This is a genomic window from Nisaea sp. (genome assembly GCF_017640745.1).
Lineage (GTDB): Bacteria > Pseudomonadota > Alphaproteobacteria > Thalassobaculales > Thalassobaculaceae > Nisaea.
Window position 1 is genome coordinate 69,876 of the sequence record NZ_JAEPQA010000013.1, and the last position, 17,994, is coordinate 87,869.

Annotated in this window: 16 protein-coding genes; 6 read left to right on the forward strand and 10 right to left on the reverse strand. The window is 65.4% G+C overall.

Annotation, left to right across the window (positions count from 1 at the left end; all coding sequences use genetic code 11):
- Genes JJ959_RS10880 through JJ959_RS10900 form a run of 5 tightly spaced genes read right to left on the reverse strand, consistent with a single transcriptional unit; the run spans position 1 to position 5,435 of the window.
- Positions 1-1,140 (reverse strand): acyl-CoA dehydrogenase family protein, encoded by a 1,140-nt coding sequence (locus tag JJ959_RS10880; RefSeq protein WP_292883361.1) that lies wholly within the window; start codon positions 1,138-1,140, stop codon positions 1-3.
- The gene (locus tag JJ959_RS10885; protein WP_292883363.1) at positions 1,140-1,952 is read right to left on the reverse strand and encodes an enoyl-CoA hydratase family protein; all 813 of its coding nucleotides are present in this window, start codon (positions 1,950-1,952) and stop codon (positions 1,140-1,142) included. Before JJ959_RS10885 ends, JJ959_RS10880 begins: the two co-directional genes overlap by 1 nt.
- The gene (locus JJ959_RS10890) at positions 1,949-2,401 is read right to left on the reverse strand and encodes a MarR family transcriptional regulator (RefSeq protein ID WP_292883366.1); all 453 of its coding nucleotides are present in this window, start codon (positions 2,399-2,401) and stop codon (positions 1,949-1,951) included. Before JJ959_RS10890 ends, JJ959_RS10885 begins: the two co-directional genes overlap by 4 nt.
- Entirely contained in the window at positions 2,398-3,144 is a 747-nt protein-coding gene (locus tag JJ959_RS10895; protein WP_292883369.1) for an SDR family NAD(P)-dependent oxidoreductase, read from the reverse strand. The genes JJ959_RS10890 and JJ959_RS10895 overlap by 4 nt, the downstream gene beginning before the upstream one ends.
- On the reverse strand, positions 3,141-5,435 hold the full coding sequence (locus JJ959_RS10900) for a bifunctional salicylyl-CoA 5-hydroxylase/oxidoreductase (RefSeq protein WP_292883372.1): 2,295 nt from the start codon (positions 5,433-5,435) through the stop codon (positions 3,141-3,143). The genes JJ959_RS10895 and JJ959_RS10900 overlap by 4 nt, the downstream gene beginning before the upstream one ends.
- 172 nt (positions 5,436-5,607) lie before the next feature.
- Here JJ959_RS10900 and JJ959_RS10905 point away from each other — a divergent pair, with 172 nt between their 5' ends.
- A complete protein-coding gene (locus JJ959_RS10905; RefSeq protein WP_292883374.1) occupies positions 5,608-6,006 on the forward strand; it encodes a RidA family protein in 399 nt (132 codons plus the stop codon).
- A 9-nt stretch (positions 6,007-6,015) separates the two neighbouring features.
- Here the strand turns inward: JJ959_RS10905 and JJ959_RS10910 are convergent, their stop codons facing one another.
- Entirely contained in the window at positions 6,016-7,161 is a 1,146-nt protein-coding gene (locus JJ959_RS10910) for an alpha-hydroxy acid oxidase (protein WP_292883377.1), read from the reverse strand.
- The gene (gene fumC / locus JJ959_RS10915; RefSeq protein ID WP_292883380.1) at positions 7,161-8,552 is read right to left on the reverse strand and encodes a class II fumarate hydratase; all 1,392 of its coding nucleotides are present in this window, start codon (positions 8,550-8,552) and stop codon (positions 7,161-7,163) included. Before fumC ends, JJ959_RS10910 begins: the two co-directional genes overlap by 1 nt.
- A gap of 187 nt (positions 8,553-8,739) precedes the next feature.
- Between fumC and JJ959_RS10920 the strand changes: the two genes are divergently transcribed.
- A complete protein-coding gene (locus tag JJ959_RS10920) occupies positions 8,740-10,632 on the forward strand; it encodes a hypothetical protein (protein ID WP_292883383.1) in 1,893 nt (630 codons plus the stop codon).
- 21 nt (positions 10,633-10,653) lie between these two features.
- Here the strand turns inward: JJ959_RS10920 and JJ959_RS10925 are convergent, their stop codons facing one another.
- Both JJ959_RS10925 and JJ959_RS10930 read right to left on the reverse strand, forming a co-directional pair.
- Complete coding sequence (locus tag JJ959_RS10925) at positions 10,654-11,268, reverse strand: flavin reductase family protein (RefSeq protein ID WP_292883386.1); 615 nt, start codon at positions 11,266-11,268, stop codon at positions 10,654-10,656.
- Positions 11,269-11,285: 17 nt separating this feature from the next.
- The gene (locus tag JJ959_RS10930; RefSeq protein ID WP_292883389.1) at positions 11,286-11,969 is read right to left on the reverse strand and encodes a GntR family transcriptional regulator; all 684 of its coding nucleotides are present in this window, start codon (positions 11,967-11,969) and stop codon (positions 11,286-11,288) included.
- A 161-nt stretch (positions 11,970-12,130) separates the two neighbouring features.
- Here JJ959_RS10930 and JJ959_RS10935 point away from each other — a divergent pair, with 161 nt between their 5' ends.
- The 4 genes from JJ959_RS10935 to JJ959_RS10950 all read left to right on the forward strand — a co-directional run bounded on the left by JJ959_RS10935 (position 12,131) and on the right by JJ959_RS10950 (position 16,999).
- Positions 12,131-13,840: a thiamine pyrophosphate-binding protein gene (locus JJ959_RS10935; RefSeq protein ID WP_292883391.1), complete on the forward strand. Its 1,710-nt coding sequence runs from the start codon at positions 12,131-12,133 to the stop codon at positions 13,838-13,840.
- A 79-nt stretch (positions 13,841-13,919) separates the two neighbouring features.
- Complete coding sequence (locus JJ959_RS10940) at positions 13,920-14,909, forward strand: tripartite tricarboxylate transporter substrate binding protein (RefSeq protein ID WP_292883393.1); 990 nt, start codon at positions 13,920-13,922, stop codon at positions 14,907-14,909.
- Between the two features lie 67 nt (positions 14,910-14,976).
- Positions 14,977-15,477, forward strand: a complete 501-nt coding sequence (locus JJ959_RS10945) for a tripartite tricarboxylate transporter TctB family protein (protein WP_292883396.1) — start codon at positions 14,977-14,979, stop codon at positions 15,475-15,477.
- Between the two features lies 1 nt (position 15,478).
- Complete coding sequence (locus JJ959_RS10950) at positions 15,479-16,999, forward strand: tripartite tricarboxylate transporter permease (RefSeq protein ID WP_292883399.1); 1,521 nt, start codon at positions 15,479-15,481, stop codon at positions 16,997-16,999.
- 9 nt (positions 17,000-17,008) lie between these two features.
- On the opposite strand, the gene JJ959_RS10955 is transcribed toward JJ959_RS10950, so the two are convergent.
- Positions 17,009-17,983 (reverse strand): calcium/sodium antiporter, encoded by a 975-nt coding sequence (locus JJ959_RS10955; protein ID WP_292883402.1) that lies wholly within the window; start codon positions 17,981-17,983, stop codon positions 17,009-17,011.
- Between the last annotated feature and the right edge of the window lie 11 nt (positions 17,984-17,994).

Below are 17,994 nucleotides of genomic sequence, written 5' to 3' on the forward strand. Positions count from 1 at the left end.
TCAGCTCCCCAGTGCCTGCCGGGCGATGACGATCTTCTGCACGTCGCTCGCCCCCTCGTAGATGCGGAGCGCCCGGATCTCGCGATAGAGGCTCTCCACGACGGTTCCCTTGCGCACCCCGTCGCCGCCATGCAGCTGGACGGCCTGGTCGATGACCTGCTGCGCCGTCTCGGTCGCATGGAGCTTCGCCATCGAGGCCTCGCGGGTCACCCGCGCCGCACCCATGTCCTTGGTCCAGGCGGCGCGGTAGATCAGCAGCGCCGAGGCATCGACGCCGAGCGCCATGTCGGCGATATGGCCCTGCACCATCTGCAGCTCGGCGAGCGGCGCGCCGAAAAGCTCGCGCTCCTTCGCCCGTTTCAGGCTCTCGTCAAGCGCCCGGCGGGCGAAACCGAGGGCGGCGGCGCCGACGGTCGCACGGAAGATGTCGAGCACCGACATGGCGATGCGGAAACCGGCCCCCGGCTCGCCGATCATCGCATCGGCCGGCAGGCGCATTTCAGTGAACTTCAGCCGCGCCAGCGGATGCGGCGCGATCACCTCGAGCCGTTCCGCAATCTCGAAACCGGGCGTGTCGGCCGGCACGAGGAAGGCGGAGAGGCCCTTGGCGCCCGGTCCCTCTCCGGTCCGGGCGAAAACGACATAGATGTCGGCGATGCCGCCGTTGGAGATCCAGGTCTTCTCGCCATTGAGGACGAAATGGTTGCCGTCGCGCCGCGCCGACACGGTGATGTTGGCGACGTCGGAGCCGGAGGCCGGTTCGGTCAGCGCGAAGGCGGAGATCGCCTTGCCAGCCCGGGTCTTCTGCAGCCATTCCCGCTGCTCCGCGGAGCCGAAGAGCGAGACCGCGCCCATCCCGAGCCCCTGCATGGCGAAGGCGAAGTCGGCGAGCCCATCATGGCGCGCCAGCGTCTCGCGGAGAATGCAGAGCGAGCGCACATCAAGCTTCTCGCCCTCGTCCGCGCCGCTCAGTTTCAGGAACCCGGCCTCGCCGAGCGCCGCGACCAGATCGCGGCAGGCCGCATCGACATCGCCGTGATCCGCCGGCAGGTGCTCTGTGCACCAGCCCGCCAGTCTTTCCGCGAGTTCCCGGTGTTTCGCCTCGAAGAACGGCCAGGAAAGGAAGCTCGTATCCGCCATCAGTTGCCCTCGAAAACAGGTTTTTCCTTTGCGACAAAGGCTTTATAGGCGCGCTCGAAGTCCTTCGTCTGCATGCAGATGGCCTGCGCCTGCGCTTCCGCCTCGATCGCCTGCTCGAGCGACATGCTCCATTCCTGGTTCAGCTGGGTCTTGGTGATGCCATGGGCGAAGACCGGTCCCGCGACGAGCCGCCGGGCGAAGGCCATCGCCTCCTCCTCCAGCGTCTCCGCGTCATGCAGCGCGTTGAAGTAGCCCCAGGCAAGGCCTTCCTCCGCGCTCATGGAGCGCCCGGTATAGAGCAGCTCCGCCGCTCGCCCCTGGCCGATGATCCGGGGCAGGATCGCGCAGGCGCCCATGTCGCAGCCGGCGAGGCCGACGCGGGTGAAGAGGAAGGCGGTCTTCGCCTCCGGCGTGCCGAGGCGGATGTCGGAGGCCATGGCGACGATCGCGCCGGCACCGACCGAGATGCCGTCGACCGCCGCGATCACCGGCTTGCCGCAGCCGATCATCGCCTTCACGAGGTCGCCGGTCATCCGGGTGAAGGCGAGCAGGCCCTTCATGTCCATGTCGATCAGCGGGCCGATGATGTCGTGCACGTCGCCGCCGGAGCAGAAGTTCCCGCCGTTCGAGGCGAAGACCACCGCGTCGACGTCGTCGGCATAGGGCAGCGCGCGGAAGGTGTCGCGCAACTCGGCATAGCTCTCGAAGGTGAGCGGGTTCTTCCGCTCCGGACGGTCGAGCCGCACGGTCGCGATCCTTTCCTCGACCTGCCAGAGGAAATGTTTCGGCTGCAGCCCTGCCATCGCGGTCATCGGCCGTCTCCCTGTCTGCGAATGTTCTTCAGCCGGGCCGCGATGAGTTCCGCGTCCTCCGGCGGGATGGTTTTCAGGAGCCCGTCGACCCAGCCCTCGTGAGCGGCGGCCATCTGGGCGAAGGTCTCCCGGCCGAGCGGGGTCAGGCGGACCAGCGTCGCGCGCTTGTCCCCCTCGACCGGCACCCGTTCCACCAGTCCGTCCTGCACCAGCCGTTCGACGATGACGGTGACGTTGCCGTTCGAGACCATGAGCTGCTGCGAAAGCTCGCTCATCTGCAGGCCCGTGCCGCTGTGTTCGAGCACGGAAAGCACGTCGAAGCGCGGCAGGGTGTGGCCGTAGGCGAGCCGCATCTCCTCGCGCAGCGCGTTCTCGACGAAGCGCGTGGTGCGCAGCAGCCCGAGCCAGAGCCGGAGCCGCGCCTTGCGGGCGCTGTCGACCTCGCTCATATCTCGCCTCCGCTGATGGAGACCGCCTCGCCATTCACCCCTTCCGAGCCCACCCCGCAAAGCCAGAGCGCGGCGGCGCTGACCTCGGCCGGCGCGATCAGGCGGCCCTGCGGATTGTTCGCCGCCAGCTTGGCCCGCGCCTCGTCCGGGGAGGCGCCGGTCTTCTCGACGATGTTGGCGACGCTGCGCTCCGTCATCTCGGTATCGAGGAAGCCGGGGCAGAGCGCGTTGGCGGTGACGCCGCTGCGCGCGACCTCAAGGGCGACGGAGCGGACGAGACCGACGACTCCGTGCTTGGCCGCCGTATAGGCCGCGACATAGGGATAGCCTTTCAGGCCAGCGGTCGAGGCGACGGCGATCAGCCGGCCCCAGTCCCGCCCCTTCATCTGCTGCAGCCCGGCGCGAAGGGTCAGGAAGACGCCGGTCAAATTGACCGCGAGATGCCGGTTCCACTCCTCAAGGCTGGTCTTCACGAAGGGCGCACTCTCGGCCATGCCAGCATTCGCGATGACGATATCGACCGGGCCCGCCGCCCTGAACAGATCCGCCACGGATTGCTCGTCCGTCACATCCGCCGCGCAAGGCGAGATCGCGCGATGCCGCCCGGCAAGCGCCTCCAGCGCGTCGATCCGCCGCCCGGCAATGACCACGCGGGCACCCGCCTCGGCGAAACGCACCGCCATGTCGGCACCGACACCGCTGCCTCCGCCGGTGATGAGCGCGGTCTTGCCTTCGAGGCTCATACCCGGATCTCCGTCGCCTGAGCCCGCTCGGCAAGGCGGTAGAGCTGGTCGCGTCCGGCATGATAGGGCGCCGGCCAGGAGACGCCGCGGTCGCCATGTGCCGCCGCCGCGTGCAGCGTCCAGTAAGGATCGGCGAGATGCGGTCGGGCGAGGCAAACAAGATCCGCCCGTCCCGCGAGCAGGATCGAATTCACATGGTCCGGCTCGTAGATATTGCCGACCGCCATGGTTGCGACCCCCGCCTCGTTGCGGATCCGGTCGGAGAAGGGAGTCTGGAACATGCGGCCATAGACCGGCTTCGCCTCGATCGAGGTCTGGCCCGCCGAGACATCGACGATATCGACCCCGGCAGCTGCGAAGAGCCGCGCGATCTCGACCGCCTCTTCCGGCGTCACCCCGTCATCGCCCGCCCAGTCGTTCGCCGAAATGCGGACCGACATCGGCTTTTCGTCCGGCCAAACGGCACGCATGGCGTAGAAGATCTCCAGCGGGTAGCGCATCCGGTTGCCGAGATCGCCGCCATATTCGTCCGTCCGGCGGTTCGAGAGCGGCGAGATGAAGGAGGAGATCAGATAGCCATGGGCGGCATGCAGCTCGACCATGTCGAAGCCGGCCCGCGCTGCCATCGCCGTCGCGGCAACGAATTCCTCTCGCACACGGTCCATGTCGGCCCGGTCCATGGCTTTCGGCGTTGCGTTCTTCGGCGACCAGGGGATGGCGGAGGCGGAGAGCAGCGGCCAGTTACCCTTCTCCAGCGGCGCGTCCATCTCCTGCCAGCCGAGCTGGGTCGAGCCCTTGCGGCCGGAATGGCCGATCTGGGCGCAGATTTTCGCCTCGGTCTCGGCATGGACGAAATCGGTCAGCCGCCGCCAGGCCGCCTCGTGCTCCGGTGCGTAGAGACCGGGACAGCCGGGCGTGATCCGTCCCTCGGGCGAAACACAGGTCATCTCGATATAGACGAGGCCCGCACCGCCCTTGGCGCGCTCGGCGTAGTGGGCGAAATGCCAGTCCGTCGGGCAGCCGTCGACCGCCTTGTACTGCGCCATCGGCGAGACGACGACGCGGTTGGCGAGGCTCATGTCACGGAGTTTGAACGGCGCGAACATCGGCGCCCGGTGCGGGGCGTTGGCGCCGGCACCCGCCTGCCGCTGGAACCAAGTCTCGGCGGATTTCAGCCAATCCGGATCGCGCAGCCGGAGATTCTCGTGACTGATGCGCTGGGAGCGGGTCAGCAGCGCGTAGTTGAACTGCACCGGATCGAGCGTCAGGTAGCGCTCCACCTCCTCGAACCATTCGGTCGAGTTCCGCGCGGCCGACTGCAGGCGCAGCACCTCGACGCGGCGCTCTTCCTGGTAACGGGTGAAGGCACCTTCAAGCGTCGGCTCGGAATGCAGGTAGTTGGCGAGCGCGATGGCGCTCTCGAAGGCGAGCTTGGTGCCGGAGCCAATGGAGAAATGCGCCGTCGCCGAGGCGTCGCCGAGCAGGACAACATTCTCGTGGAACCATTTCTGGCAGAGCACGCGCGGGAAGTTCAGCCAGGCGGAGCCGCGGAGATGCCGGGCGTTCGACATCAGGGCATGACCGCCAAGATGGTCGCGGAAGATCTCCTCGCAGGCCGCGATGCTCTCGTCCTGCGTCATCTCGCCGAAACCGTATGCGTTCCAGGTCTCCTCGGAACACTCGACGATGAAGGTCGCGGTCTCGTCGTCGAACTGGTAGGCGTGCGCCCAGACCCAGCCCTTATCCGTCTCCTCGAAGATGAAGGTGAAGGCGTCGTCGAACTTCTGGTGCGTGCCGAGCCAGACGAACTTGCAGGCCCGGACGTCGATTTCCGGCCGGAAGCTCCCGGCGAATTCGGTGCGGGTCTTCGAGTTCAGCCCGTCGGCGGCAACGACGAGGTCGTAGTCCTTCATGTAGACCGCGGCACTCTCGACCTCGGTCTCGAAACGCATCTCGATGCCGAGCTCGCGGGCGCGCTCCTGCAAGAGGAGCAGCAGCTTCATCCGGCCAATGCCGCAGAAGCCGTGGCCCGAGGAGGTCGTGCAGGTGCCGCGGTAATGCACGGCGATGTCGTCCCAATAGGCGAAATGCGCGCGGATCGCCTCGGCACTGACCGGGTCGTTGGCCTTCAGGTTGTCGAGCGTCTCGTCCGAGAGCACCACGCCCCAGCCGAACGTGTCGTCGGCGCGGTTGCGCTCGATCACGGTGATCTCGTGCGCCGGATCCTTCAGCTTCATCGAGATGGCGAAATAGAGGCCCGCGGGCCCGCCGCCGAGGCATGCGATCTTCATGGATATGGCTCCGCCGAGTTCGGTCGACCGGGACAAAGGATTTCATTCCGTCATAAATGTTTCAAGCTTTAAATTTCAAACTTGAAATATATCTGGAGCGCGGCGCGCCCTGCCCTTATGATGCAGGGCAGAAACGCAACGAGACGCAACGCGCCCGCCCGGAGGAGATCCGATGAGCCATATCAACGTGCAGCCGGAAGGCTGGGTCCAGCCCAAAGGCTATGCCAACGGCATCCTCGCGCGCGGCGCCTCGCTTTTCATCGGCGGGCAGATCGGCTGGAACGAGAAGCAGGTCTTCGAGGCGAAGGATTTCATCGGCCAGATGGAGCAGGCGCTGCTCAATATCCGCGCCGTGCTTGAGGCCGCCGGCGGAAAGCCGGAGCATCTGGTCCGCCTCACCTGGTACGTTACCGACAAGCAGGACTATCTCGCCAACCAGCGTGCGGTCGGCGAGGCCTACCGCCGGGTCCTCGGCTATCATTTCCCGGCGATGGCGATGGTGGTCGTATCCGCCCTGGTGGAAGACGAAGCCAAGATCGAGATCGAGGCGACCGCGGTCATTCCGGACTGACGATTTGCCTCAGCGGAAGGCGAGGTTCTTCCGCGACAGTTCCGCCACGCTGCTGACCCCCATCAGGCGCATGTCACGCTCGATTTCCGTCCGCATCAGGGTCAGAGCGCGCTCGACCCCGGCCTGCCCGGCCGCCGCCAGCGGATAGAGATAGAACCGCCCGCCGCCGACCGCCTTGGCGCCCATCGAGAGCGCCTTCAGCACGTGGGTGCCGCGCTGGATGCCGCTGTCCATGATGACGTCGATCCTGTCGCCGACGGCATCGACGATCGCGCCGAGCTGGTCGAAGGAGGAGCGCGAGCCGTCGAGCTGGCGGCCGCCATGGTTGGAGATCACGATGCCCGTGCAGCCGATCTCCACCGCCCGCTTCGCATCCTCCACCGACATCACGCCCTTCAGGCAGAACTGCCCGTCCCAGAGTTCGACCATCTTGGCCACGTCGTCCCAGGTCATGGACGGGTCGAGCATCTCGGTGAAATAGCGCCCGATCGACATCGCGCCGCCGCTCATGTCGACATGCTCGTCGAGCTGCGGCAGGGCGAACTTCTCGTGCGTGACGTAATTGATGCCCCAGAGCGGCTTGATCGCGAATTGCAGCATGCCGCCGAGCGTCAGGCGGAACGGAATGGAGAACCCGGTGCGCAAGTCGCGCTCCCGGTTGCCGCCGGTGATGCTGTCGACCGTGAGCATCATCACCTGGACGCCGGCCTCCTTGGCGCGCTCCATCATCGCCCTGTTGAGGCCCCGGTCCCTGTGGAAGTAGAACTGGTAGCATTGCGGGTTATCGTGTTTGCGGCGCAGTTCCTCGAGGCTGACCGTGCCGAGGGAGGAGACCCCGAACATGGTGCCGAACTTCGCCGCCGCCGCTGCCACCGCGCGCTCTCCGTCATGGTGGAAGAGCCGCTGCAGGGCGGTCGGCGAGCAGTAGATCGGCATCGCCAGCTTCTGCCCCATCACGGTCACCGACATGTCTACATCTGCCACGCCGCGCAGGATGTTCGGCACCAGGTCGCAGCGCTCGAAGCTCTCCGTGTTGCGCCGGTAGGTCACCTCGTCGTCGGCGGCGCCGTCGATGTAGTTGAAGATCGGGCCGGGAAGCCGCCGCTTCGCCAGCTTCCGGAAATCCTGGAAATTATGGCAGTCCGACAGCCGCATCACCGTTCTCCGACCATGTTCTCGGGGCGCACCCATTCGTCATATTGCGCTTCCGTCAGGTAGCCAAGCGCAAGAGCCGCTTCCTTCAGGCTGGTCCCCTCGGCGAACGCTTTCTTCGCGATCTGCGCCGCCTTGTCGTAGCCGATATGCGGATTGAGCGCCGTCACCAGCATCAGGGACTGCTCCATCAGCTGCCTGATCCGGTCCTCGTTGGCCTCGATGCCTGTGACGCAGTTCTCGGTGAAGCTCCGGGTGCCGTCCGCCAGCAGGCGGATCGACTGCAGCAGGTTATAGATCATCACCGGCTTGAAGACGTTCAGCTCGAAATGTCCGGTCGCACCCGCCGTGGTGATGGTGACGTGGTTGCCGATCACCTGGGCCGCGACCTGGGTCAGCGACTCGGACTGGGTCGGGTTCACCTTGCCCGGCATGATCGAGGAGCCGGGCTCGTTCGCCGGAAGCTGCAGCTCGCCGAGCCCGCTCCGCGGTCCGCTGCCGAGCATCCGGATGTCGTTGGCGATCTTCATGCAGCTCGCCGCCAGCACGTTGAGGCAGCCGGACATCTCGACCAGCGCGTCATGCGCGGCCAGCGCCTCGAACTTGTTCACCGCGCTGGCGAAAGGAATGCCAGTGATCTCGCGCACCTGCTCGACGAAGCTTTCCGCGAAGCCCGGTGCGGCGTTCAGCCCGGTGCCAACGGCGGTACCGCCCTGCGCCAGTTCGCGCAGCCTGGGCAGCGCGCCTTTCACCCGCTCGATCCCGAGCTCGATCTGCCGCGCATAGCCGGAGAATTCCTGCCCGAGCGTGACCGGCGTCGCGTCCTGCAGATGCGTGCGGCCGATCTTCACGATGGCGGCGAACTCCTCCTGCTTCGCCGTCAGCGCCGCATGGAATTCCGCCAGCGCCGGGAGCAGGTCCCGCTCGATTTCCAGCACCGCCGCGATCGACATCGCCGTCGGGAAGCTGTCGTTGGAGCTCTGCCCCATATTGACGTGATCGTTCGGATGCACCGGCGCCTTGCTGCCGATGGTGCCGCCGAGGATCTCTATGGCCCGGTTCGAGATCACCTCGTTCAGGTTCATGTTGGTCTGGGTGCCGGAGCCAGTCTGCCAGACGACCAGCGGGAAGTGGTCGTCGAGCTTGCCCTGGGCAATCTCGTCCGCCGCCGCCGCCATGGCCTTGCCCAACCCCGGATCGAGCTTGCCAAGCGCCATGTTGGCCAGCGCCGCCGCCTTCTTCTGGATCGCGAAGGCGCGGATCAGCGCCGCCGGCACGCGCTCCCCGCCGATCCTGAAATTCTGCAGCGAACGCTGGGTCTGGGCGCCCCAATAGCGGTCCGCGGGCACGGGCATCTCGCCCATCGTGTCTGTTTCGATACGTGTATCTGTCATTTTCGGTCCTCCGATAGCCCATATGGGCGCGGTTGCGTTTCGGACCAGCATCTCTGAACCGTGCGTTCCCACGAAGGCATTGGCACGGGGATATTTTCGACACCGTGACGGTATCTTGAAAATTGCGCCGACGTTAACGTTGACCCGCCGACCACGCCAGCCGAAAGCAGCGAAAGAAAACAACCGGATGTCATTGCCTCCCCTCGATCAGGCCTTTGCCCGCGCCGCGGCTCTGGAATCGCAGGGTCAGAGCGTGGAAGCCTGCCGCATATATCGCGATATCCTTCGGGACGATCCGACGAACGGCGAGGCCTTGAGGGCGGTCTCGCGACTTCTGAACAACGTGATCGCACTCTATGACAATAGCGCGTTCGAAGATCTCGTCCGGCAGGGGAACGCCCTGAAGGACATTCTCCCCAACTCCGCCGCGCTCTGGAATGCCGTTGCCGCCGCATATCAGGCACTAGGTAATTTCGCGGAGGCCTCCAAGGGTTTCCGCAAGGCGGTCGACCTCAAGCCGGAGGTCCCGTCCAGCCAGAACAATCTCGGCGTTGCCCTCGACGAACTGGGCGAGAACACCGGGGCTGCAAGGGCCTTTCAACGCGCGCAGACCCTGCAGCCGGACTATGCGGACCCGTATATCAACCTCGCCAACAGTCTCAAGGACGACGCACAGATCCCGGCCGCCATCCGGCTCTACGAAAGGGCGCTCGTGCTCGAGCCGGACAACGCACCTGCACGGGCCGCCAAGCTCTACCGGCAGGCACAGATCTGCGATTTCTTCTGGCAACGGGAGTTTCAGACGGTCCGCGATTCGCTGGCACGCAATAGCGGGAAAGTGCCGCCCTTTTCGCTGCTGTTTGCGGACGACGACCCCGAAGCCCAGAAAATCCGCGCCCGGAACTGGGCCGTAGGTCTGCGCACCGTCTCATATCCCGCCACCGATTTTCACCGGCACCCGGGCGACAAGATCCGTGTCGGATTTATCGGCGCGGATTTCAACGAGCACCCGGTCGCCCGCCTGCTGGCACGCGTGCTCGAACTGCATGACCGCGACCGGTTCGAAATCCTCGCGTATTCCTACGGTCCGGACCGGCGGGACGAGATGCGCACGCGAATCGTGAACGCCGTAGACACCTTCCGGGATGTGCGGGAGCTGGACGACGGCGCCATCACCGGTCAGGCGCGGGAAGATGCGCTCGATATCGCGATCGACCTCATGGGCTATACCGCGCTTTCGCGCACCGGCATCCTTGCCCGCCGCTGCGCCCCCATCCAGATCAGCTACCTCGGATATCCGGGCACGATGGCGGCGCCGTTCATCGACTATCTGGTGGCGGACCGCACCCTGATCCCCGACACATCCCGCGCAGCCTACACGGAAAATATCCTCTACCTGCCGGACCAGTGCCAGCCGCAGGACGACCAGCTGGAAATCGGTCCCGCTCCGTCAAGAGCGGAGCTCGGCCTTCCGGAAGAGGCGTTCGTCTTCTGCGCCATCAACAACAGCTACAAGATCTCGCCGGAGGTCCTCGATGTCTGGGTCGGACTGCTGCGCCAGATCGAGAATGGCGTTCTCTGGCTGCTGGCTTCCAATCCCTGGGTCGAGGCGAACCTGAGGGCCGGGATCGCGCGGCTCGGCGGTCCGCAGGAAAGGGTCGTCTTCGCGCAGCCGACCTCGCATGCGCGCTACCTGGCACAGTTCCAGTTGGCCGATCTCTATCTGGACACGTTCAGCTACAATGCGGGGGCTACGGCGGGGAACGCGCTCTGGGCCGGGCTGCCGGTTCTGACCAGGATCGGGAAAAGCTATCCCGCCCGCATGGCCGCGAGCCTCCTGAATGCCCTCGGCATGCCGGAACTGATCACGCAGAGTGCGGAGGAGTACGCGGCGCTCGCCCTGAACTTGGCGCGCGACAGCGAGCGCCTTGGAGAAACGAAGCGCAAGTTAGAGCAACAGAAGACGACAAGCCCGCTGTTCGACAGCGGACGATACACCCGCCAATTCGAGGCTCTCTTGTCACGAGCGCACGACCTTAGGCTTTCCGGCCGGCCACCGGAAGATCTAGGCCTCTCCTGACACGCCGCGGAGCCGCCGGACCTATCGCCCGTCCGGACGCACCATCTCGAAGGTATCGCGGCTGGTCGCATAGAAATTCGCGCCGAGCCGGGCGATCGTGTCGAGCCCCACATGGTCGATATGGAGTTTCTCCTCGTTCAGCAGCAGATCGTCGCGGACCGCGATGGCCCGCACCTCACCGACCACGATCTCGCGCCGGTTGCCGAGTTCGAGCGTCGTGTGCCGGGTGCATTCGAGGATGGCCGGCGCCTCGGCGATGCGCGGCGGCGCAACCTGCTCGGAGGGAGTCGTGGTGAACCCGGCGAGCGGGATCTCCGACTCACCGTGCGGCAACGGCGTCGAACAGAGGTTCATCTGTTCCGCCATCGCCCGGTCGACCATGTTCACGACGAACTCCCGTGTCGTGCGGATGTTCCGCGAGGTGTCCTTCGGCGAGCCGTCGGGCCGCGCCTCCAGGCCGAGCACGACCATGCAGGGATCGAAGGCGATGGCGTTGAAGAAGGAGAACGGCGCGGCGTTCACTACACCCTCCTCGTCAATCGTCGTCACCAGCGCGATCGGCCGCGGCGTGACGACATTGCGCATCAGCTTGTAGGCATCCGCCGGCGAAAGGTCGGCGAGATTGAAACTCTTCATCAGGTGACGTCTCCCGTTCAGGGTGCATAGAGCTGCGCGAAGGCGCTGCGGACGGTCTGGGTGATCGCCTCAAGACGGCGTTCGATATGGCTGCGCATTGCCTCTTGCGCGGCGTCCGGATCCCGTCTTTTGACCGCGTCGAGAATCCGTTTGTGCGGATCGGTTGTGACGACATCCGGGCCATCGCGCTCGGAGAGCGCTTTCAGGTCGATCAGACGCACATAGTGAATGCGCCCGTTCATGTTCTCCAACATCCGCACCATCTCGGCATTGCCGGAAAGCGCCGTGAGGCGGAGATGAAACTCCTCGTCCAGCTTGACCAGGATTTCGGGCGGCGTCCCGGGCCGGTAATCCGAGCGCGACTGCTCCAGGAACTTCTCCAGCTCCAGCACGGCGGCCGGATCCGCCCGGAGCGCCGCGAGCTTCACCGCCTCGCACTCGATCGCGCCCCTTGCCTCGTAGAGATCCATAATCTCCGCCGGAGTCAGCGACCGGCAGAAGAAGCCCTGGCCGCTCCGCGAGGTCAGGAAACCCTCGGCCACGAGCCGGTTCAGCGCCTCGCGGAGCGGCGTCCGGCTGGTCTCCAACTGTTTGGCGAGTTCGCTTTCGTTCAGCCGCGCTTCCGGTTTGAACGCGTAGTTCGTCGCCATTTCCTTCAGCTTCCGGTAGGTCCGTTCCACCGTTCCTTCGGTTTTTGTCATCTTTTCAATGGCCTGTCGGTTACGCGGCATCAGTCTCAGCCACTCTAGAGAATGTTTCCGAGAAAACAATTGATTCGTATTTAGCGCTGTGCATCACTCTGTATACAGCTTTGAATTCTATTCTGCAGCCCTGACAAGGAGCCCCTCCGGTGGGAAGTAAGATGAACGGCGCTCAGGTCATCCTGAAGATGCTGGAGCTCCACGGCGTATCGCACGTCTTCGGTCTCCCCGGCGAGACGACGATCGGCTGGTACAAGGAATGGCGCCGCCATTCGAACATCGAATTCGTCCTGACGCGGGACGAGCGGACCGCCTCCTTCGCCGCCGAGGCCTATGCCAAGATCACCGGCCGCCCCTGCGTCCTCGAGGCGCCGAGCCCCGGCGTCACCCACTGCACGCCAGGGCTGACCGAGGCCTATCTGAGCTCGGTGCCGGTGATCTATTTCAGCTCCGACATCCCGGTGAACCAGGACAAGAAGCACGGGCTGACGGGTGTCGACCAGACCGCGCTCTATGACAGCATCTGCAAGGAATCCTTCCACCTGACCAGCGTGAAGGACATACCCTTCATGCTGCGCCGGGCCTTCCGCGTGGCGACCTCCGGGCGGCCCGCCCCGGTCCATATCCGGGTACCAATCAACATCTTCCACGACGAGGCCGAGATCGACGATCTCTATGCCGAGGCGGAGTACAGCCACTATCCGGCGCACCGCCCGGTCGCCGATCATTCCAAGATCCGCCGGGCCATCGAGATCCTGCTCGCCGCCGAGAAGCCGGTCATCGTCTGCGGCCAGGGCGCGCTGATTTCGCGCGCTTCGGAGATTCTCGTCGAGCTTGCCGAACTGCTGCAGATCCCGGTCGCCACGACGACCCCCGGCAAGGGCACCATCGCGGAGACCCATCCGCTGTCGCTCCGCGTCATCGGCGCGCGCGGCGGGATGGACTATTCGAACGCCTATGTGAACAGCGCCGACACGGTCTTATTCGTCGGCACCAACACCGATTCCAGCTCGACAGACCACTGGAAGCTCTACGGCGACCCGAAGACCAAGACCTTCCTCCATCTAGACATCGCCGAAGCCCATGTCGGGAACAACTTCCCGCTGAAGGTGGGCCTCGTCGGCGACGCGCGGGCGACGCTCGAATACATGGTCGAGCTGATCCGCGCAGAGCATCCGGGCCTGAAGCGCGAAACGCTCGATCTCACCCAGATCAAGAGGACGGCGATCGACAATGTGTTCAACTCCAACATCCCGATGCCGGAGGGCACCATCTCCCCGGTGAAGCTGACCCAGGTGCTCGACGCCATCCTGCCTCCGGACGCGATCGTGACGGCGGAACCGGGCGTCAGCGCGATCTATCCTTCCGCTCTGCTCTCCCTGAAACAGGCCGGGCGGGGCTACATCACGAACTATTCGATGGGTGCGCTCGGCTATTCGGTGCCCGCCGGGATCGGCGCCTCCTTCGCCAACGACGGCCCGGTGATCTCCTTTACCGGCGACGGCTCGCTCGCCTTCGTGCTCGGCGATTTCGAGACCATCAAGCGCAGCGGCAAGAACCACACGGTCATCCTGACAAGGAACGACAATTACGGCTGGATCCGCGGCGAGGCCATCCTGCTCGACGACGTGGACGAGCCCTGGTCGACGGATTTCGGCGCGGTCGACTACATCAAGGTCGCGGAAGGTTTCGGCTTCAGGACCGCCCGGATCACCTCCGAGGCCGAAATCGAACCGGTCCTTCGCGAGGCCCTTTCCCACCAGGGCGCCAGCTTCATCGAGATCATGGTGCCGTCACAGGACAAGATCGTTCCCTTCGTCCCGTCCTGGGTCCGCGCCGCCAAGTCGAAGAACCTGCCTTACTTCTCCTGACCCCACCTATCCCACAACGACGAAGGGCGCGAGGCAACGCGCCCCGCGCTCCCTTCCCCCCCAAACAGAGAGGACAGCTATGAAGCTCTTCGGAAAACTGTCTAAGACACTCGTCGCCGCGGCCGTTCTGGCCCTTCCGCTGACCGGCCCCGCCAAGGCCGCCGATTATCCGAGCAAGGATATCATGCACATCATGCCGTGGAGCGCCGGCGGCGGCACCGACACGGTCATGCGGACCTTCATGAGCTTCGCCGAGAAGCAGCTCGGCGTCGGCATCAACACCCAGAACGTGACCGGCGCCCAGAGCGGCGTCGGCACCCTGCGCCTGATGAAGTCCCGTCCCGACGGCTACACCATCGGCTCGCTCACCTGGGACAGCGTGATCACCGTTCCCTACTACAAGCTGGTTCCGGGCTACGATACCGAGCAGCTCGCCTATCTCGGCTCCGTCACGGTGCATCCGACCGCGCTCATCGTGAAGGCCGACTCCCCGTGGAAGGACCTCGCCGAGTTCGTCGCGGCTGCCAAGGCGGCGCCGGGCACGCTGAAGATCGCGAATGTCGGGACCGGCGGTGTCTGGCACCTGCCGGCGATCGACTTCGCCCAGCAGGCAGGCATCGAGGTGCAGCACGTGCCCTATCCGAAGGGCTCGGGCCCGCAGCGCGAGGCCCTGCTGTCGGGTGAGACGGACGCCGCTTCCACCAGCCTCTCCGCCGCCTTCTCCGCGGTGCAGTCGGGCCAGGCCCGGGTGCTCGGCGTGATGTCCGACGAACGCTCCGAGCTTTTCCCGGACGTGCCGACCTTCAAGGAGCAGGGCTTCGACGTGGTCTGGGGCAGCTTCCGCCTGATCGCGACCCAGGCCGAGGTCGATCCGGCGCAGCGCGCGGCACTTGAGGCCGCCTTCGCCAAGGTGTTCGGCATGCCCGAATTCCAGAAAGCGGCCGCCGATACCGGCATGGGTGCGGTCTGGATGAATGCCGAGCAGACGGCCGCCTACGTCAAGGCGTCCCAGGCGAAGGCCTTCAAGCTGATCGACGAGTTGGTCGCGGCCGGCCTCCTCAGCAAATAAACTTCAGACGCCGGGCCCGGTTCGATCCGGGCCCGGCGCATGTTCCGGCACGCGCAGGGGAAGACGCATGAAGATGACCAGGTTCATGAGCGGCCAGGTGCTGTTTGCCCTGGCGCTCGCCGCGCTGAATACCGTCTATGCCAGCCAGGTGCTGCAGATGGACCGCCCCTTCGCCACCGGCGAGCCGGGTCCGGCATTTTTCCCCACGATCCTCTGTGCTTTCCTCTATCTCGCCTGCGCGCGCATTCTCTTCACGGAGATCCGCGCAGAAGCAACGTCCCGAGCGGACGACGCCGTCTCGGACCATGTTCCAAACCTGCGCCTCGTCGGCCCCGCCATCGCGATCGGCCTGACCGCGCTCTTCATCGTCGGTTTCTTCTATCTCGGCTATCTGGTCGCGGGCTTCGTCTACACGTTCCTCATCGCGCTCTTCTTCAATTTCGAACGCAGCGGCGCCTGGGGCTCCTCCGCTCTGACGGCAGCCATCGTGGCGTTCTGCGTGACGCTGTTCGGCTGGCTCTTCTTCGTCCAGGTCTTCGGCCTCTATCTGCCTGTCTGGGAGTTCTGAGATGCTCGCGCAACTCGCCGACGGTTTCCTTTCCCTCGCCCTGCCAGTCACCTTCCTGCACCTGATCGGCGGCTTCCTCCTCGGCCTGGTCTTCGGTGCCATTCCGGGCCTGACGGCGACCCTCGCCATCGCCCTGCTGCTGCCCTTCACCTTCGGCATGAACGTGGCCGACGCGCTGGTGATGGTGGCGGGCATCTACATGGCCGGGATCTATTCCGGCTCGATCACCGGCATCACCCTGAACATTCCCGGCGCCCCTTCCGGCGCGATCACGACGATCGACGGGCATGCGCTGATGAAGAAAGGCGAAGGCCCGCAGGCGCTCGGCATGAGTGCGCTCTCCTCCGCCTTCGGCGGCCTGATCGGCGCCGTTGTGCTGATCGCGCTGGCGCAGCCGGTCAGCCAGCTTGCCCTCCTCTTCCAGACCCCCGACAAGTTCTCCCTCGTCCTGCTGGCGATCGTGACGGTGACGATCGTCGCCACCGGATCGCTGCTGAAGGCGGCGACCGCGATGGTGATCGGCCTGATGATCTCGACGGTCGGCATCGACCCGATGGTCCCGGTCGGACGTTTCGACTTCGAGAGCTATCATCTGATCGAAGGCATCGGCCTTCTGCCGGCGGTGATCGGCCTCTTCGCGGTCTGCGAACTGATCGCGCAGGCGGCTCTGCCCTCCGCCATGAGCCGGGCGGAAACGGTCGCAGCCGTGGAACGTCCGCGCCGCCGGGACTTCATTCCGAGCCGCGAGCGCCTGAAGGAAGTCGGCCTCTTCACCTACATCAAGAGTTCCGTCATCGGCGTGCTGATCGGCATGCTGCCGGGCGGCGGCGCCTCGATGGCCTCCTTTATCGCCTATGCGGAAGCGAAGCGCGGTGCGCGGCATCCGGAGAAGTTCGGCAAGGGATCCTACGAGGGCCTGGCCGCGTCCGAAGCCGCCAACAACGCAATGTGCGGCGGCGCGGTGATCCCGCTGCTGACCATGGGCATTCCGGGCGACGCCGTCACCGCGATCATCTTCGGCGTGCTGCTGATCCACGGCCTCGTCCCCGGTCCGGCGCTGCTCGGCAGCAACTTCGCCGTGATCGCCCCGATGTTCGCAGCGCTCTTCGTCTCCTCGATCCTCGTCTTCGTCTCGGTGCTGGCCTTCGGCCCGATCTATCTCCGGCTCTCGCAGATCAATCGCGGCCTGCTCTACGCCTTCATCGCGATGATCTCGATGGTCGGCGTCTATGCCTCTTCCTTCTCCTTCTTCCAGATGTGGATGGCGCTGGCGATCGGCGTCCTCGCCTTCCTGCTGCGGGTGTTCGGCTATCCCGTCGTTCCGGCGCTGATGGGCGTGATCCTCGGCCCCTATTTCGAGGAATTCCTGCGCCGCTCGCTGATCGTCTCTGAGGGCGACCCGACGATCTTCCTCACCAGTCCTGCCAGCGCCATGCTGCTCGCGCTGACCCTGCTCTTCGTCTGGCTTCTAAGAATCCGTCCAGCACGGCAGGCGAAGCGGGAGGGCGCCGGAGGGGCCTGACCGCCGCGCTCAGGCGAGGCCGACGGCAGCGCGCAGGGCCGGGTGGAACTGCAGCGCCAGATAGAAGGCGTAGAGCGCTAGGAAGATCGCGCCCTCGGTGCGCGACACCCGCCAGTTGGTGACGGCGAACAGCACCAGCAGAACAGCCGCGCCGAGCATCGCCCAGATATCGAGCGTGCCGATCTGCGTCGGGATCTCGATCGGCGTCACCGCTGCCGTCACGCCGCCGATGCCGAGAATGTTGAAGATGTTGCTGCCGACGATATTGCCGAAGGCGACATCGCCTTGCCGGCGGATGGCCGCCGTCACCGAGGTGGCGAGTTCCGGCAGGGAGGTCCCCACGGCGACCAGCGTGAGCCCGATCACCGTCTCGGAGAGGCCGGCAGCGCGGGCAATATCGATGGATGCCGCGACGAGAAGGCTCGCGCCCCAGACCACGCCGCCAATGCCCGCCGCCGCAAGCAGCAGGCCGAATTTCAGCGTCATCGGACGACCGTCGGCGAAGGTCGTTTTCGCATGCGGAGAATTGTCAGAAGCGTGGTTCCTGCGTTCAGAGCGATAGGTGAAGAGCGTGTAGGCGGCGAGCAGAGCGATCAGCGCGAGACCCGCGATCCGGCCGAGTTCTCCCATCAGGGTCACCGCGAGCAGCAGCAGGCTGACCGCGATCAGCACGGAACCGTCGCGTCCGAACGACTTTCGCGAGGTCGCGATCGGAAGGATCACGGCGGACGCGCCGAGGATAAGAAGAATATTGGCAATGTTCGAGCCGACAATATTGCCGATGGCGATGCCGGGCGCTCCAATCAGCGCCGCCTCGAGGCTGGCCACCAGTTCCGGCATCGAGGTGCCGAACCCGACCAGGGTCAGCCCGATCAGCAGCGGCGAGACGCCGAGGCGCGTCGCGACGCCGACGCTACCACGCACGAGAAACTCGCCGCCGACCAGCAAGAGCGAGAGCCCGAGGGCGAGTTCCAGCCAGATCATCAAGATTATCC

What these genes read in the sequence shown, in the direction of transcription:
- JJ959_RS10880 (WP_292883361.1), bottom strand. Translation starts at nt 1,140, where the DNA reads ATGGCGGATACGAGCTTCCTTTCCTGGCCGTTCTTCGAGGCGAAACAC.
- JJ959_RS10885 (WP_292883363.1), bottom strand. Translation starts at nt 1,952, where the DNA reads ATGACCGCGATGGCAGGGCTGCAGCCGAAACATTTCCTCTGGCAGGTC.
- JJ959_RS10890 (WP_292883366.1), bottom strand. Translation starts at nt 2,401, where the DNA reads ATGAGCGAGGTCGACAGCGCCCGCAAGGCGCGGCTCCGGCTCTGGCTC.
- JJ959_RS10895 (WP_292883369.1), bottom strand. Translation starts at nt 3,144, where the DNA reads ATGAGCCTCGAAGGCAAGACCGCGCTCATCACCGGCGGAGGCAGCGGT.
- JJ959_RS10900 (WP_292883372.1), bottom strand. Translation starts at nt 5,435, where the DNA reads ATGAAGATCGCATGCCTCGGCGGCGGGCCCGCGGGCCTCTATTTCGCC.
- JJ959_RS10905 (WP_292883374.1), top strand. Translation starts at nt 5,608, where the DNA reads ATGAGCCATATCAACGTGCAGCCGGAAGGCTGGGTCCAGCCCAAAGGC.
- JJ959_RS10910 (WP_292883377.1), bottom strand. Translation starts at nt 7,161, where the DNA reads ATGCGGCTGTCGGACTGCCATAATTTCCAGGATTTCCGGAAGCTGGCG.
- fumC (WP_292883380.1), bottom strand. Translation starts at nt 8,552, where the DNA reads ATGACAGATACACGTATCGAAACAGACACGATGGGCGAGATGCCCGTG.
- JJ959_RS10920 (WP_292883383.1), top strand. Translation starts at nt 8,740, where the DNA reads ATGTCATTGCCTCCCCTCGATCAGGCCTTTGCCCGCGCCGCGGCTCTG.
- JJ959_RS10925 (WP_292883386.1), bottom strand. Translation starts at nt 11,268, where the DNA reads ATGAAGAGTTTCAATCTCGCCGACCTTTCGCCGGCGGATGCCTACAAG.
- JJ959_RS10930 (WP_292883389.1), bottom strand. Translation starts at nt 11,969, where the DNA reads ATGACAAAAACCGAAGGAACGGTGGAACGGACCTACCGGAAGCTGAAG.
- JJ959_RS10935 (WP_292883391.1), top strand. Translation starts at nt 12,131, where the DNA reads ATGAACGGCGCTCAGGTCATCCTGAAGATGCTGGAGCTCCACGGCGTA.
- JJ959_RS10940 (WP_292883393.1), top strand. Translation starts at nt 13,920, where the DNA reads ATGAAGCTCTTCGGAAAACTGTCTAAGACACTCGTCGCCGCGGCCGTT.
- JJ959_RS10945 (WP_292883396.1), top strand. Translation starts at nt 14,977, where the DNA reads ATGAAGATGACCAGGTTCATGAGCGGCCAGGTGCTGTTTGCCCTGGCG.
- JJ959_RS10950 (WP_292883399.1), top strand. Translation starts at nt 15,479, where the DNA reads ATGCTCGCGCAACTCGCCGACGGTTTCCTTTCCCTCGCCCTGCCAGTC.
- JJ959_RS10955 (WP_292883402.1), bottom strand. Translation starts at nt 17,983, where the DNA reads ATGATCTGGCTGGAACTCGCCCTCGGGCTCTCGCTCTTGCTGGTCGGC.